The following is a 16,243-nucleotide window of genomic DNA, read 5'->3' on the forward strand; positions in this document are numbered from 1 at the left end:
TTTATTTTAATTATAAGCTTTAATTTATTCTTTTAATTTCGTTATTTTCTGCATGTTAATATTTTTATATTTAATTAATTCGCCTTGCTATTATCTTGATTTATTTGTTTTTAACCTTTTGATTTTTAATATTTATTGTGTGTTCATCTAAGTTATATTACATGGGTTATATAATTTAATAGGAAATAGCTATCAAATTATATAAGTTCGATCGATACAAACGTATTTACAGAATTAATTAATAAACCTATATTTAAATTAAATTATTCTCTATTTTTATTAGATGTAAAAACAAACTGATTCTTAAGTTCGTAACGAGTCATTTAAAATTTCAAATGGGAGTTTTATTCATTGGAATTAATATGATAAAAATAAATGCGTTATTACGTCGGGATGTTGGGTTATTTTTAAGACAAGCCAGAATTGATAAATCATTAACAGGGTACCAACTAGCTAAAATACTAAAAATAAGTCAACAACAGGTTTCTCGTTATGAGAGAGGGGAAACCGGTATTAATGTTGAAGTATTAAATACTCTTTTGGGCGTATTAGAAAGAAATTGGTTAGAATTTTTTTTCAAAGTCCTAGTGAATCATTCGAATGAAATTGCAGATATAAGAATACAAAATGAATTTTTTAATCTCATCGAAAGATCACTTTTCTACTATTATGGAGAATCAAAAAAAAGATAATTTTCAATTGGGTATGTGGTTGGAGTAAAAAATCACTCACATGGCGATGCTTAGTTTTATGTCCTCTTTAATTGAATTAAATATCGAAATTAGATTTACGCTATTGAATATTTAATGGCGTATTTATTGTAGTTTAATTTTTTAATTGAAAGGAAAAATATATGCAATTTACCAAATTAAATATTGCACCCTATTTATCAAAATCATCTCGGTTATTTATTTTTACTGCATTAATAGCTGGTATTTTTTCAACAAATTCTGCTGCCGACAACACAGGTACTGTTGATTTCGAAGGTGTCGTTGTTAGTACTCCTTGTAATATAGCGCAATCCTCACTAAAGCAAGTTATTGATTTTGGACAGTTATCTCGTCGAGCATTGGAAAATGGTCGTGTGGCTGAGGTGAAATTTAATATTGAATTTACTGGGTGTGATTTCACTGACTTTGATATTGATACAGCTGGAAAACCTATTGCTGTTAAATCAATGGAATTAGTGTTTACAGGACAAAGCTATGCGGATGCAGCAAATACTTTACTTTCTACTTCTGCGGGTAATACCAACAATGTAGGAATTGGTATTGATGGATTTGAGTTTGGAAAAGCTAAAGATGTGCTTTCACGTATCATCAATAAAAAAGGAGATAACGTATTATCTTTCAAAGCGTTAGCAAAAGCTGTTGATACAACGAAAAGTGTATCGGAAGGTAAGTTCAGCGCAGTAACAAACTTTCGTATTACCTATCAATAACTAAATGGTTTAACCGCCAGAATTGACTGGTGGTTAAATATTGATTCGCTAGAGGGGGGGGCATGGTTAGTTATCAAAGGGTTATGAATATAATAGTCTTGTCGATAATGCTTATTTTTAGTATTCACTCATATGCAGACCCCAAAATTATTAAGCCCTACAACGTCAATGCAAGAACATTACTTAAAGGCAGTGTTATCGATGCGCCGTGTTCAATAACGTTGAAAAATCGCTATCAAACTATTGATTTTTCTTCTTTGGCTCTCGCTTTTTTGTCAAATAGCTTGCAAAGAGAAATGCATGATCAGCCTTTTATTATCGAGCTACAAGATTGTGGTAGTGCTTATTCAACCATTGACCTAAAAACATGGAAAATACGCTTTGTCGGCCAAAGCGCGCAATATATTGATGCTTTTACGCTACAAGGTGCTTCCGAAGGGCTAGGCGTATCGGTATTAGACAATTCAAAAATACGATTACAGCCTAATAAGGTTTATCCATTATCTGACAATGTGTTGTATCAAGATAAATCAGGATACAGCCTTTTCCTTCGCTATTTCTTACGTTTGGAATTAACCGGACAGCCGATTCAAGCGGGCCGTTATTACGGGCTGATCCGCTTTTTCATCGATTACCAATAACACGCACGAAGAATATGTTTTTATGAGCTTCATTTTGAAGATGAACTCTTATTGCATTTAATCTGGTATAGCTAGGATGGTATAGAGCATGGTGTTCAAAACTAACGAAAAATTGAAGCTAGCTTGGCTCATTGCTTTTCTGTTACCGAGTTTTATAGGATGGAAAGCATTTGCAACTGAATTTAATACAGATGTTTTAGATGCAGATGATATGCAAAATATTGATATGAGCCAGTTTTCGGTAGCAGGGTATACGCTACCGGGGGATTATGTTTTTACTCTTTTTGTTAATGGGCAACGTTTAGGGGCACCCCGTAATATCTCCGTTTATGAAAATAAGCCAATTGCAGGTGAATCAACCCAAGCGACACAAACTATTTGTATTCCTCCTGATATCCTTGAGTTAATTGGGTTAAAGCGTTCTGCGATGGAGAAAGTGACACTTTCTCATAGTGGAAAATGCCTCGATTTTTCTGCGCTATCAGGCGTTCAAACAGCCATAGAGCTCAGCACCTTATCGCTGAAAATGACTATTCCGCAAATATGGATGGAATATCGCGACCCTTACTGGGTTCCTGCTAATTTATGGGAAGAAGGAATAGGTGGCGCATTTATTGATTACAATGCGAATATTTCTGCAACCAAGGAAACGAATAGTAATCGGCAAATCTATTTATCAAGTAATGGAATCACAGGGGTAAATTGGGGGGCTTGGCGCCTACGTGGTGATTACAGTACATCTTATCAGAAGCAACGGGGGGATTATCCTCAAGAAAAACATAACTTTGATTTTACTCGTCTTTATGCATTTACTTCATTGAAAGATAGTGCCTCAATCTTTACGTTGGGAGAAAATTATTTTTATTCGGATATCTTTGAATCTTGGCAATATACTGGTTTTTCTTTAGAAAGTGATGACCGCATGCTACCGCCTAAATTAGTGGGGTATGCACCTGAAATTATTGGTGTTGCAAATACTAATGCGATTGTAATTGTTCGCAGCCAAGAACGCATTATTTCTGAAACGGCAGTGCCTCCTGGACCATTTCGTATTCAAACACTTGATAGTGGGATCCGTGGTGTATTAGATGTGACTGTGCGTGAAGAAAATGGGGAGGAGAGCAAGTTTAGTCTTAGTACAGCTTCGTTACCTTATTTAACACGTCCCGGACGCGTTATTTATAAAGTCGCAATGGGAAAGACGCGTTATGACAATCGGCATTTGACAGGTGAGCCTGTTGTAAGTGGTGAATTATCATATGGTGTTTCAAATGCATGGTCATTATATGGAGGAACTCAACTTAATGGTTATTACCAAAGTGCAGCATTAGGGATCGGACGGGATCTTTTTTCAATAGGCGCGGTTTCTTTTGATATCACACAATCTTTTGCCGATTTTTCAGATAAAAGACGCCAAGGCCGCTCTTATCGCGTTAATTACGCAAAATCTTTCGATGAGCTACGCACAGATATTACCTTTGCAGGCTACCGTTTTGCCGACAAAGAATACCGAACACTAACGCAATTTATGGATGAAGAGAGAATAGGTTATGGTACTCAGGCAGCAAAAGAAAATTATCAATTATATTTAAATAAATATTTTGATGATTTTAATATTTCTCTTAATTATCAATATAGTACTTATTGGCAGCACGACTCACAAACGCAATACGGTTTATACATTAATGCGCCTTTAAATTTTCCTCTTCTGTCCCAGAATGCCGCAAATTTATCATTATCAGCAACTCGTACTGAACGGGACAATGGCAATGAAGAAGATGCAATTAATCTCTATCTCACAGTACCATTATTCCGCGGTCATAGCATCACATTTTCTGAACTCTACTCACGGTCAGCGGGTAATAATCAATTTAATCATCAGGTTGGCTATAGTGGTTATGGGGAACAAGATAATTACAATATCAATGTTGGTTATAACCACGGCCAACATATTGATAATCAAGTGAGTTTGAGTGGCTTTTATTCACGAGATATCTCTCAAGCAAGTACATCTATAAATGCGAGCTATGTGCCTGATCAATACCACAGCATTGGCGGGTCAATCAATGGCGGGCTTACATTAACCTCGAAAGGGGCGGCATTGCACCGATCAGCGCACGGTGATACACGACTTATGGTTGAAACCCCCGACGTGAGCGGTATTCCTCTCGATAATGGGGTGATTAAAACCAATGCATTTGGGTTGGCTGTTATTCCCAATGTGAATAGTTATCGAAAATCAACAGCTTCAATTAATACCAGCCAGTTACCCGATGATATCGAAAGCCTCGATCCCTCGACAGATATTACGTTAACCAAAGGTGCCATAGGCTATCGCAGCTTATCGGTGATGAAGGGGCATAAATTATTTGTTGTTTTTGCTTTGTCAGATGGAAAGCACCCACCTTTTGGCGCCAGTGTACGTAATAAAAATAACCAAGAAGTAGGGCTAGTGGGTGAAGGCGGTGTGACGTGGCTAGTGGGGGTATCACCTCAAGAAAAGTTGTCGTTGTATTGGAATAACCAGCCACAGTGCGAGTTATCTCTACCTGAAAAATTAAATGAGCTTACGGATTTGTTGTTGCTGCCATGCTCTTCAGCCAAAGCGGTCCGTTCAGTTTATTCATCATCAAGTAAATGATTGTGAGGCTAATTATGTGGAAGTTAGATATTTGTTATCAATGGATTGTGAGAGTACTGCTTGTCATACCTATATTATCATTTAATACCTACGCAGCAGTGACCCTGGATCGAACTCGGATTATTTTTCCTGGGGATGTGAAATCGATTAATATCAAGATAACTAATGATAACCCAGAAGAGGCGTATCTCGCACAAAGCTGGATTGAAGACCAACAAGGTAAGAAGCTAACAAAAGGAGCGTTATTGGCTACGCCGCCACTACAACGCGTAGAGCCGAATAGCCAAAGCTTAGTTCGCTTGAGTCTGACGCCTTTATTTAGTCAGTTACCGCAAGATAGGGAATCCGTATTTTATTTTAATTTGCGAGAAGTCCCGCCTAAATCTCATGATGCGAATACCTTACAAATTGCTTTGCAATCGCGAGTGAAGCTTTTTTATCGACCTCCGTCCATTTTAGCCAAGTCAGAAACAAACTGGGCACATAAGGTCACATTAATGAAAACGAATAAAGGGTATCAGCTCAATAATTCAACGCCTTTCAATTTGACGGTTATTGGCTTGGGTAATAACCAAAAACAGTCGGAACAAAGCCAATTTGAAGTGGTGATGGTGCCGCCTAAATCGACTCAAGAGTTTATTTCCCAGCCACTAACAAGACCTCATTTGACCTATATCAATGATTATGGCGGAAAACCGACTTTGGCTTTTCATTGCCAACAAGACGTTTGCACAGTGGTGGATGAACATTAGTTAGCTGAGGGGGATATACGCCTAGCATCAATAATAGAAGGAGTAATGCATTGATAAAGCATATGCTTATTGGTCTATTTTTCATCAGTGGCATGATAGGAGTGATGGCTTCAGCGAACGGACTTTTAAATCATACTGCGGTGAATGAATCACATTATGAAGATTTAAATAGTGGATGGTTAGAAGTGAGCGCTCGATTATTCAATTCGCCTTGCCACTTAAAAATATCAACCTCAGCGGTGATGTTGACTCAATGTGGTACAGGTGGTGCATTTTCTGCGGATAAAACGCAAACAACGCCCGCACAAATACGCTTCTATGATGTGCAGAATGGAAATGTTACGGCCATAGAGAAAATGAATTTATTAAACGGTAATAATTTTATTCACCCACCTGTTTCAATGCATAAATCGAATTTATTACGGTTGGAGGTGGTTTATGAGTAAGGCAATTTTACTTTTAAGTCTTGTACTTCCTATCTTTGGTTGGAGTAAGGAAAGCCTAGATGTGGAATTTAGTGGTATTTTAGTCAATAAAACCTGTCAGTTAGCGGCTGATTCCATCAATAAGCGGGTAAAAATTGAAAATATACGTTTGAAGTCGATTAATGACAATATTCCTAGTGATATCACACCATTTTTTATCACGATTGAAAAATGCAGCCAAGCCGACCTTAATAAGATGATTAAGATTACCTGGAAAAGCCCAAAACAAGTCACTGTAGAGGGAGGGAATTACCTTGGAACGGATGGAAGTAGTGGTGTACTGCTTGGTGTAGTTGATAAGCAAGGCGAGTTTGTTACTTGGGATAAATCGATTGAGGTAACACCTGTTACGGTTACAGGTGGAAGTCAGCAATTGGAATTTGGTGTATTTGTGCGTAAAAATCCGTTGAATGAAGCAAAAAAAGGGGTTTTCTCAAGCTCAGCGACTTTTTCATTGGAGTATGAGTAATGAATACAATCAATTGGTTATCTAAATTTGTTTTGTGTTTTTTATTCCTCCCATTTATGTCTAAGTCGGATGTTTTAATCGATGTGAGCGCGACGTTAGTCGACCCAGCCTGCCACCTGCGTAGCGAAGATAACAGTACACCGTTAAAAATCAATTTTGGGGTGATTAATATACCGCATAACTCTGATGATATTTCCCAATCCCATACATTTCCATTGTATTTAACTGGCTGTAATTGGAATAAATCACTCGGTATTATGATTAACCCCAAAAATAGTAACACTATGGTTTATCAAGGAAAAAGTATTTTATCCACTAGTACTGATGGCCTTGGCATTAATATCAATAATATAACTGGTGGTGTGGCTCATCCACTTGAAGTTAATCAAATTCAACAAATATTTCCAGAACAAATAGATGCCACTTTACAGCGAATTATTTTACAAGCTGAGCTCGTCAATACCCTACCAGCGAGCCAACTCCGTGCTGGAAAATTTAGTGCTATTGCCATGATTTCGGTCACTTACTATTAAGGCGGTAATATCGGTTATGTCTAATTTTCAAATCCTGTTTCAGGCGGTTTCTAGCTCTATGGTGAAAATACCATTTCCCTTATTTTTTAAGGGAGAGTTTTTTAAACAACCATCTAGCTTATCAATGTATTTTCTGGTGGCCATTCTTAGTTTGTATGGAATGAATGCTCATGCAGATTATGCATCTCGAATACAAAATTCCAATTCAGGTTATTCAATTCGGATCGATAGTAATAGTGTTATTGAACCCGTTGCACGAGTTGGTTCTGATGGCAAAAATTATTATCGTGTAGGAAACCCTATTGTTATTGATGGTAATAGTACTCAAGTGAGTGTGTCTGGCTTGGTTGATTGTGTTGGGAGACGATGGGGGAGCAGCAATACAAGAATTCATTCATCACAGGCATTTCATCGTTTGTTTATGTATGTAGCTTCTGCGGGAGTCACGATTGATGGAAAAACAGCCTACCGGATCAATAACAATTTAGTGATGACGGTGGAAACTCCGATAATGAATTGGATAAATATTGATGCAGGAATGTGCTCATATGCTTATGTGGGGCTTGTTAGGGCTGCCCAAGAGTTTACCAGTCAATTTCCAGTTACTATTACATTTTTTATTAATGAGCAAATTATTGATGGAAAACTGGTTATTCCTGCAATGGATTTAGCGGGCTATGTTCGCGCTTTTACTGAGCCTAAAGCAGTGCCACCCTTTGATAGCTGGCCTTTATCTGACTCAACCGTGCCAATGCGTCTTGCCGCTTCTCAGTTAAATGTGAAAGCAATGTGCTCCACGCAAACGAGCTCTGGGCAGGCTAGTACCGTCAATTTGCGACACGGTCAATTAAGTAGTATTCATTACGATAGCTTGGTGACGGAAAGTATCAGATACACGTGCAAATTTGCTGCCTTAACGAAGGTAAGGTTACGGTTAGACTATGTGACAGATGGCGACCCACAAAAGCGCTTGCCAATGAAAGATGCTTCAAATAGAACGATTTACAGTAAGTTAGACATTGTGGATGAACAAACCGGCGCGACAGGTACAGATATTCGTGTGGGAATTCATTCAAATCGCACTATTTATATTCGTAGTCGTATTCAAGGAAATAATGCAGACGCAGGAAGTTATCAAGGGTCTGCATGGTTAATTGCCACATTTGACTAAATTGAATTTTTGAATGGTTAGGTGTTATCCACTAATTCTCTGAATAAAACTGGATGGACTTTGCCCTAACCATTTTTTAAACATGGTCGAAAAAGACCCAACGCTGCTGTAGCCTAAATCAAATGCGACCTCAGTAATGGATTTACCTGCAGAAATATGGGTAATCGCACTTAATAAGCAAGCTTGCTGCCGCCAGTCAGAGAAAGATAACCCCGTTTGAGCACCAAAAAAACGGCTAAATGAGCGCTCACTTTTATGTAGTTTTGCCGCCCACTCCTGTGGTAATGAGGTGATTTGTGGCGCTTTTAGGAATTCCCGGCACAATTGGGCTAAATGTTCATCCCGTGGGATTGGGGCATAGAAAGGTAGGGGCTCTGCCTGCGCAATTTCATGCAAAATCAATTGGTACATCACACCATCACGGCCATTTAAATCATATTCAATTGGGGTATCAACTGCTTCAAGCAATAGCTGACGAAGTAAGGGGGAAACCCTGAGTACTTCACATTTGTTTCCCCTACGTGGAGCGGCTTTGGGCTCAATGTATAAGCTACGCGTACTGACATTCAACATGCGCGTTTCATGGGGCGTATTACAGGGGATCCAAACACCACTATCAGGCGGTATGACCCACTCGCCATCCGCGGTACTCACTTCAATCAAGCCTGTCGCACCATATAGAAACTGGGCACGGCGGTGAACGTGAGAATCAAGCAGCACATTTGGTAGGTAATCAGTGCCGATCGCTAAAACATCACGCGGAGTTGCATCGACAGTTTTCAGAGGAATATTTCGCATAGGAATTTTTCTTGGCTGAGATTCAAAAGTTATCATTTATTTTCTGAATATAGGCAATTTTTATTGATATAACCACATGTTTTCCGTGGTTGGCTGAAATTCCAATGTGTTTGGCAGGTTTTCGAAAGTTGATAAACAGGGAAATGTTTACCTTATCGCGGCAACCTAATGTATGCCAGAGGTAGAGTTATCATGGAAAATTATTACGATCAGGCGGGTAGTGAGAGTCTGATTGAACCCCTAACCCGTCGTCGGTTTATTCAAGGCAGCTCTGCGCTCATGGCTGTCCCATTTATTTCGACAAATACTGTTGCATCGACAGCAGAAAACCCGAATATCATTCCAACCACAACGCTGCAAAATGAAGGCGAGCGAGTGGTCTCCACCTGCAGTAGTTTTGACTGTGGTGGCAAATGTGATATTCGAGCACACGTTAAAGAAGGTGTGGTGACACGAATTAGTACCCGTCCAGATGCCGATTTAGACGAAGAGATGCCAATCATGCGTGCTTGCGTGCGTGGCCGCAGTTACCGGAAGTTCGTTTATCACCCAAATCGCCTGAAATACCCAATGAAAAGAGTGGGCAAACGAGGGGAAGGGCGCTTTGAGCGAATTAGCTGGGAAGAGGCGACAACCTTGATTGCAGACAACATGCAGCGAGTCAACGCCCAATATGGCCCTGCATCGCGCTTTGTTAGCCTCAGTACTGGGGTAACAGGGGGAATTTTCTCCGGTGCCAATATGTTGCGTCGGTTGTTTAATATCACGGGTGGTTTTTTAGAAAATTACCACTCAGTGAGCAATGGCAATACCATGGCGGTTACGCCTTATACCTATGGCACGTCAGCAAGTGGTAGCACGCTAGACACATTAGAAAATACGCCATTGGTGATCTTGTGGGGACATAACCCGAACGAAACCATTTTTGGTCACACGAATCATTATTTCCAAAAAATGAAAAAAAATGGCACCAAATTTATTGTTGTCGACCCACGTTACTCGGATACCGCGTCCTCATTAGCGGATCAGTGGATCCCCATTTTGCCGACAACAGATAATGCGATGATGGATGCCATGATGTATGTGATCATCAGCGAAGGGCTGCATGATCAATCCTTTATCGACAAATTCACTATTGGTTTTGATGAGCACCAGATGCCCGAAGGCATCCCTGAAAATGAGTCATTAGTGGCTTATTTAATGGGGAAAAAAGACGGTGTGGTGAAAACCCCAGAATGGGCAGAACCTATCACCAAAGTTCCCGCTGAAACCATTCGTCAACTGGCTCGCGAATATGCCAATACAAAACCGGCGGCCTTAATACAAGGTTGGGGGCCTCAACGTCACATCTGTGGTGAACGCTCCGCCAGAGGCGCCACGCTATTAGCCACAATTACCGGAAATGTAGGCGTAAAAGGGGGCTGGGCTGCGGGCTATGGCATGGCAGTAACCCCTGATTTACGTAAAACGTTAGCGGGCCCGAGCCTATTTGAAAACCCAGTTAAAGCGAAAATCAATATCACCAATTGGGTGCAAGCTTGTGAAAATAAAGACCTTGTGACGCCAAATAATGGTTTAAAAAATGCGGAAAAACTCGATACGGAAATCAAAATGATTTTTTCGTTGGCGGGTAACTATATGACTAACCAGAACCCCGATATTTTGCATGCTGCTAAAGTTCTGGAAGATGAAAGTAAAGTTGAGTTTATCGTTTACAGTGACTTATACATGACACCCAGCGCCAAGTATGCCGATATTTTATTGCCTGAAACCAGCTTCTTAGAACGCTGGAATGTGGGGGGAACATGGGGAACGGGCAACTACATTATTTTATCGGAAAAAGTCGTTGAACCTGAATTTGAGCGGCGTAGTGACTATGAGTGGTTGCGAGAGGTCGCTGAAAAACTCGGCGTTGGCGAGAAATTCAGTGAAGGTCGTACAGAAAAACAGTGGATCGAGCATTTAGTCAATGATGCCCATCAGAAACGCCCAGAAGATGGCATTCCAACTTTTGATGAGCTACTGGTTAAGCGCCGCCATTTGTTAAAACACAAACCGCATGTGGGCCATGTCGCCTTCGAAAAAAATATTAACGATATCGAGAATAACCCGTTTGAAACACCATCTGGAAAAATTGAGATTTTCTCTCAGCGTCTTTATGAACGCAATGATGTGGATATCCCTGCGTTATCCCATTATGTGCCTGCCATTGAAGGACCAGAAGATGAACTAGCTTCCCGCTATCCATTGCAATTAATCACTTGGAAAGGTCGTAATCGTGCCAATTCAACGCAATTTGCTAACCCGTGGCTACAAGAAGTGCAGCGCCAAGAGTTGTGGATCAACCCAATTGATGCCAAACGGCGAAATATCACGGATGGAGAGCGCGTCAAAGTGAATAACGACCGCGGTATCACCATGGTGCCCGTCAAAATCACCCAGCGGATTATGCCCGGTGTGGTGGCTTTACAAGCAGGAGCATGGTGGCAACCTGATGAAAATGGCGTTGACCAAGGTGGTTGCGCTAACGTTTTAACATCAGCCCGTAGCACAGCAATGGCACATGGAAATGCCCATCAAACCTTATTGGTGGAGGTAAGCAAAGCATGAGTAAATTTCACGTTTATCCCGCTGTAAGCAGCAAACAGCTTGGTTTTTATATTGATTCTGCACGTTGCTCAGGTTGTAAAGCCTGCCAAGTGGCGTGCAAAGATAAAAATAATCTCGATGTCGGGCGCAAATATCGTCGCGTATACGAAGTCGCTGGCGGTGAGTTTATTGAAAATGGTACGGGAGGACTGGTGAATAACGTCTTTGCTTATACGTTATCCATCTCATGTAACCACTGCGCCGACCCAATGTGTGTGAAAAACTGCCCGACAACGGCGATGCACAAGCGTGAAGGGGATGGCATCGTGATGGTCAATACAGACAAATGCGTAGGTTGTGGAACTTGCGCTTGGTCTTGCCCATATGGCGCACCGCAAATGAACCCTGAAACCAAACAAATGTCGAAATGTGATTTTTGCATCGACCTGCAACTAAAAGGGGAGCAACCCGTCTGCGTCGCCACATGCCCATTAGGGGCCATTCAGTTTGGCCCAATAGATGAACTCAGACAACGTTATGGCGAGCTGGCGGATGTCCGTGGGTTGCCAGACTCATCGATTACCCATCCCAATTTAGTGATCCACCCACATCTTGGGGCTGGTCGCACTCAAAACTCACAAGGAGAAGCCAAATGAATGAATGGCCATTATTGTTATTCACATTTTTAATGCAAACATCCATCGGGTTGAGTGTGATGTTAGCGCTTTTCGCAAAAAAATTATCAGCGGCTTTACCTCATAAAACGAATACACAATTTTTGCAGCAATACGTGTTTGTTGCCTGTGTATTTGCGGGGGTAGGTTTATTGTCTTCAATCACCCACTTAGGGGTTCCTTTGAATGCGCCTAATTCTTTGTTGAATATCTTTTCATCGTGGCTAAGCCGTGAAGTGGTTTTCACTGCGACCTATTTTGCTTTTCTTGGGCTGACTTTTTTGTGGCTATGGTTCAAAAAGGAATTGTCATTTCTGCTGCTTGGTTTGGCTATCATTGCTGGGTTATGTGATGTGTATGCCATGGCTTCAATTTATCGTTATACATCAATGTTAACGTGGATGAATGATAATACTTATTTGATGTTCTACGGCACGATGTTAACTGCGGGAGCTGCTGGGTATTATTTATTAATCAATTTGTTATTGCGTTTTCATGCAGGATCGTCAGCGGCTCAAGTCTCAACGTGTGGGTTATGGGTGCTATGGGCGGTTATTGGCACTAGCTTATTAATCCGTTTAGTTTATCAGCCGATCTATGAAAATTACTTAGTTAGCACGAGTTATCATAATGAATCGATTACATTTCCTATCGACTCTATTCATGCCTACCAAAGGATTTGGTCGCTGCGTATCACTAGCTGGGTAGTTGGAATACTGGCGGTGATTTTATTGGGATATGGATTATTTCGTCATATGCGACAAACCGCGAGTGGGGTTATGACTTCGAGCAGCAAAGGGTATTTAGTGGTGGGTTTTGCGGCTGCTATAATTGCTGAATTTATGCTGCGTTACTGTTTCTATACTATTCATCTGTAAATAAATAACAGTTTATCGCTTAGGAAATTACCTTTTTTATGATCCATTTTTCACACTATGCAGCAGCGTTTAATATCTTAGGCACTTGCTATTTATTTTCTCCAAATGATGATGCAAGCCATTATGCGATAAGTTTCTTCAAGCTAAATGACTTTGCATCTCAGTGGCCTTGTAAAATCAGTACTCAGCTTAGCGAACGCATCTCGGCATCGCTAAGCATCGAAATAGCGACGCTGCATACTCAGTGGACAAATTTATTTATTGGGCCTGAAGCATTACCTGCTCCGCCATGGGGCTCGGTATACCTCGACCCTGAAGGCGTATTACAGGGCTCTTCGACACTGGCGCTGAGCGAGTTTTTACAACGAGAGCGTTTAAAAATTCAGACGCGTTATCCAGAGCCTTCTGACCATGTTGGTTTAATGTTATTTCAAGCGGCAGTTTTGGCTTCACAAGTCAGGGAGGCAGCATTAAAAGAATTGCTAAATGACCATTTGGGGAGTTGGTTACCCCAGTTTTCTCAGCAATTAAATCGAACAACATGTAGCCCGTTTTATAACGCATTAACGGAATTGTCACTGGTTACTGTAAGGTCATGTATATAATATTATTCAGTATATTTGACTGTTTAATAGTTAATTAAACGTAATATTTGAATGGATGAAAAGTTAACAAAATTTAATTAAATGAAAATTGATTTAGTTATAAGAAATGCAAATTAAAATGATTCTTACTTTACCTTTCTAAGCCATAATGCATTTTTAAGTCATACTACTTAATGATGTTTTTGGATATCCATAGGGGGTATAAAGTGGTCAATTTATTAAATCGTTTGTTGTCCCATGAAGATGCTGGCAGGTTGTTATTGCGTCTTTCCGTCGGTGGGCTCATGTTATTTCATGGTATGAGTAAATTAATGACAGGGGCGAGTGGTATTAAAGCGCTGCTAGCTTCTTATGGCTTACCTGAATTTATCGCTTATGGAACAATTTTAGGTGAAGTTGTTGCGCCTATTTTCATTATTTTAGGGATTTTAACTCGCCCATCTGCATTATTAGTTGCCTTCACTATGGTGATTGCATGGCTGATGATTGGGCTAGATAAAACATTCGTGCTTGATAAAACAGGTGCATGGGCGATTGAAAGTATTGTGTATTTCTTCTTGAGTGGTATCGCATTGGCATTTTTAGGTGCGGGTAAATATTCCATTATCAAAAACCCGAACTGGCGATAAATCCGTTTTTCTTTCGTGTTTGACATAGCCTTTGAAAAAAGACCATCAAAAATGTTCTGATGGTCTATTTTTTTGTCTAAAAAATGGTCGTTTTAAGATGAACGATATTTTTGAAATATTGGTAGTTTAAGCCATTTTAGCTATAATGGATATTCAAGCTACTTTATATTGTAGGTGATGTATGGAAACTATCTCAGCACAAGTTGCTAAAAATCAATTTGGTGATTTATTGATGAAAGTTCAACGTGCACCTGTTGAAATAAGCAAGCACGGTAAACGTGTTGCTGTTGTTATCTCTCCGGACGAATATGACCAGCTTATGCAATTAAAATTACAGAGCCTAAAAACGGTTTTGGCGGAGTCTATTGCACAAGCAGAACGCGGTGAATTTCATAGCATTGATGATGTATTTGCCCCGCTAACCATGGACGAACTTGAAAATAAGGCTTAAGGATGAGCGTTAGGTTTACTCATAAAGCAAGAGAGCATATCCGCTCAATCAAGCTTTATTCTATGCGTCGTTGGGGAGTTAATGTTGCCGAAGCTTATGCCAACTCATTACGAGTAACAATGACAGACATACTTGCCCGACAGCCATCCCTTGGTCGTGATCGTAGTGAAGATTTGTATTTGGGCGTCTTTAGCTTCCCTGTTGAAAGCCATATTATTTATTATCGAAAAGCGCTTGAAGGCATTGAAGTGCTGGCGGTATTACATCATACACAGGATCCAAACTCTCATTTATAAAAATCTAGGTGGCAATAAGCTTTATTGTTAATTATTTAATATTATTAAAGAAAAAGACCATCAAAAATGTTCTGATGGTCTTTTTCTTGAAAAAATTAGTTTACTCAATATATTTGCGAAGCGCTTTGCAGTGATCAAGTTCTCGTATTGAAAATTTGAAACATAGATTTAATATCACTATGGGGCATTGGTGTAAGGTTGCACGCCTATTTTTTAGGAGGTCCATGGTTCGAATCCTGGATGCCAAAACTGTTTAATATATTAAAACTGTTTTGGCATCAGGATTTTATATAGTCTATAGGGGAGGGAACATTGACTGAAATAAGACGCAGGGTAGACTCCCTTTATGTCTGTGACCCATCCTCGTATATAGGTAAAATAAGGGAATATCACCGACAAAACTTCGAGCAGGTTGGCAATGGATTGCGTCATGTAGAAGGGCAGTTAAGAAAAGCCATAGCGTCTTCAGCGTATCAGAATATACAAGACGATGTTTTAACATTCACTCGTTTGTATTCAATGTTATTATCCGTATGGTGTGAAGCTAGATTGCATGTGCTTATTTATGAAGAAAGTGTCTTTACAGAACATGAACGTAGCATTATATACAACCAAAATAGTTTGGAACAAAGATGGTTAACTGCTCTTGCAATAGCGGTTAAAAAGAATGCAAATATTCAGTTTGAAGAAGATGCTAATGAAGATAGCTTAGGAATTATCCTTTTTACGATATATGAGCGAATAAAAACATGGATTAGTGGGCATTTAGCGCCTGTGATTAGAAATCGAAATAAAGTTGCTCATGGTCAATGGTTAAAACCTTTTCAGAATACTCAAGATGAGTGGGTAAATTCAACGTCATTTACTATCTGTCCCCAATCAATTCAAGATTTTAAAAAAGATAGTATTCTTTTTACTAATGAAAAAATGAAATTGCTTAACATCATTTGTGGCGCAATTAATAGCATAGCTATTGGTAGTGAGCATAAAAAATTTAATGTCCAAAACTTTGATGATATTAATCGCCTAGTGAATAAGCAAATAGATAAAATAGAACATATTGATTATTTGGCGTTTGTAAAAAGAACTCAAAAATCTTACAAAGAACAATTTGATAAAGCTATTTCTCATTCCACTGGTTAACTTATAAGATATAGGCCTTATCATGTAAGATATAGCCTATATTCTAA

General features: G+C 39.7%; 18 protein-coding genes. 17 read left to right on the top strand and 1 reads right to left on the bottom strand.

Annotation, left to right across the window (positions count from 1 at the left end; translation table 11 throughout):
* Window positions 1-362 precede the first annotated feature (362 nt).
* The 9 genes from M1F26_RS02240 to M1F26_RS02280 all read left to right on the top strand — a co-directional run bounded on the left by M1F26_RS02240 (window position 363) and on the right by M1F26_RS02280 (window position 8,133).
* On the top strand, window positions 363-692 hold the full coding sequence (locus tag M1F26_RS02240) for a helix-turn-helix domain-containing protein (protein ID WP_227528889.1): 330 nt from the start codon (window positions 363-365) through the stop codon (window positions 690-692).
* 161 nt (window positions 693-853) lie between these two features.
* Window positions 854-1,441, top strand: a complete 588-nt coding sequence (locus M1F26_RS02245; protein ID WP_004261070.1) for a fimbrial protein — start codon at window positions 854-856, stop codon at window positions 1,439-1,441.
* Between the two features lie 62 nt (window positions 1,442-1,503).
* Window positions 1,504-2,082: a fimbrial protein gene (locus M1F26_RS02250; protein WP_140172612.1), complete on the top strand. Its 579-nt coding sequence runs from the start codon at window positions 1,504-1,506 to the stop codon at window positions 2,080-2,082.
* 88 nt (window positions 2,083-2,170) lie between these two features.
* Entirely contained in the window at window positions 2,171-4,723 is a 2,553-nt protein-coding gene (locus M1F26_RS02255) for a fimbria/pilus outer membrane usher protein (RefSeq protein ID WP_140172613.1), read from the top strand.
* A gap of 14 nt (window positions 4,724-4,737) precedes the next feature.
* Window positions 4,738-5,475: a molecular chaperone gene (locus tag M1F26_RS02260; RefSeq protein WP_226617120.1), complete on the top strand. Its 738-nt coding sequence runs from the start codon at window positions 4,738-4,740 to the stop codon at window positions 5,473-5,475.
* Window positions 5,476-5,525: 50 nt separating this feature from the next.
* Complete coding sequence (locus M1F26_RS02265; protein WP_140172615.1) at window positions 5,526-5,921, top strand: fimbrial protein; 396 nt, start codon at window positions 5,526-5,528, stop codon at window positions 5,919-5,921.
* Complete coding sequence (locus M1F26_RS02270) at window positions 5,914-6,429, top strand: fimbrial protein (RefSeq protein WP_140172616.1); 516 nt, start codon at window positions 5,914-5,916, stop codon at window positions 6,427-6,429. The genes M1F26_RS02265 and M1F26_RS02270 overlap by 8 nt, the downstream gene beginning before the upstream one ends.
* Window positions 6,429-6,962, top strand: a complete 534-nt coding sequence (locus M1F26_RS02275) for a fimbrial protein (RefSeq protein WP_004261024.1) — start codon at window positions 6,429-6,431, stop codon at window positions 6,960-6,962. Before M1F26_RS02270 ends, M1F26_RS02275 begins: the two co-directional genes overlap by 1 nt.
* A gap of 16 nt (window positions 6,963-6,978) precedes the next feature.
* Window positions 6,979-8,133 carry an adhesin gene (locus tag M1F26_RS02280; protein ID WP_140172617.1) on the top strand — a complete coding sequence of 385 codons (1,155 nt, stop codon included), beginning with the start codon at window positions 6,979-6,981 and terminating at the stop codon, window positions 8,131-8,133.
* Between the two features lie 24 nt (window positions 8,134-8,157).
* Here M1F26_RS02280 and M1F26_RS02285 read toward each other — a convergent pair whose 3' ends face one another.
* Complete coding sequence (locus tag M1F26_RS02285) at window positions 8,158-8,931, bottom strand: AraC family transcriptional regulator (RefSeq protein WP_136134398.1); 774 nt, start codon at window positions 8,929-8,931, stop codon at window positions 8,158-8,160.
* A 192-nt stretch (window positions 8,932-9,123) separates the two neighbouring features.
* On the opposite strand from M1F26_RS02285, the gene M1F26_RS02290 reads away from it, so the two are divergent.
* The 8 genes from M1F26_RS02290 to M1F26_RS02325 all read left to right on the top strand — a co-directional run bounded on the left by M1F26_RS02290 (window position 9,124) and on the right by M1F26_RS02325 (window position 16,196).
* A complete protein-coding gene (locus M1F26_RS02290; RefSeq protein ID WP_140172618.1) occupies window positions 9,124-11,541 on the top strand; it encodes a DMSO/selenate family reductase complex A subunit in 2,418 nt (805 codons plus the stop codon).
* A complete protein-coding gene (locus M1F26_RS02295) occupies window positions 11,538-12,176 on the top strand; it encodes a DMSO/selenate family reductase complex B subunit (protein ID WP_004261008.1) in 639 nt (212 codons plus the stop codon). Before M1F26_RS02290 ends, M1F26_RS02295 begins: the two co-directional genes overlap by 4 nt.
* The gene (locus tag M1F26_RS02300; protein WP_140172619.1) at window positions 12,173-13,072 is read left to right on the top strand and encodes a dimethyl sulfoxide reductase anchor subunit family protein; all 900 of its coding nucleotides are present in this window, start codon (window positions 12,173-12,175) and stop codon (window positions 13,070-13,072) included. Before M1F26_RS02295 ends, M1F26_RS02300 begins: the two co-directional genes overlap by 4 nt.
* A gap of 38 nt (window positions 13,073-13,110) precedes the next feature.
* Entirely contained in the window at window positions 13,111-13,677 is a 567-nt protein-coding gene (locus tag M1F26_RS02305; protein ID WP_140172620.1) for a molecular chaperone TorD family protein, read from the top strand.
* 173 nt (window positions 13,678-13,850) lie between these two features.
* The gene (locus M1F26_RS02310; RefSeq protein WP_004260983.1) at window positions 13,851-14,306 is read left to right on the top strand and encodes a DoxX family protein; all 456 of its coding nucleotides are present in this window, start codon (window positions 13,851-13,853) and stop codon (window positions 14,304-14,306) included.
* Between the two features lie 181 nt (window positions 14,307-14,487).
* Complete coding sequence (locus M1F26_RS02315) at window positions 14,488-14,757, top strand: type II toxin-antitoxin system Phd/YefM family antitoxin (protein WP_110592491.1); 270 nt, start codon at window positions 14,488-14,490, stop codon at window positions 14,755-14,757.
* Between the two features lie 2 nt (window positions 14,758-14,759).
* Window positions 14,760-15,053 carry a type II toxin-antitoxin system RelE/ParE family toxin gene (locus M1F26_RS02320; protein WP_110592490.1) on the top strand — a complete coding sequence of 98 codons (294 nt, stop codon included), beginning with the start codon at window positions 14,760-14,762 and terminating at the stop codon, window positions 15,051-15,053.
* Window positions 15,054-15,365: 312 nt separating this feature from the next.
* Window positions 15,366-16,196, top strand: a complete 831-nt coding sequence (locus M1F26_RS02325) for a hypothetical protein (protein WP_140172621.1) — start codon at window positions 15,366-15,368, stop codon at window positions 16,194-16,196.
* Window positions 16,197-16,243: the final 47 nt, after the last annotated feature.

Origin of the sequence: Providencia sp. PROV048 (assembly GCF_033688165.1) — a bacterium.
Classification (GTDB): Bacteria; Pseudomonadota; Gammaproteobacteria; order Enterobacterales; family Enterobacteriaceae; genus Providencia; species Providencia hangzhouensis.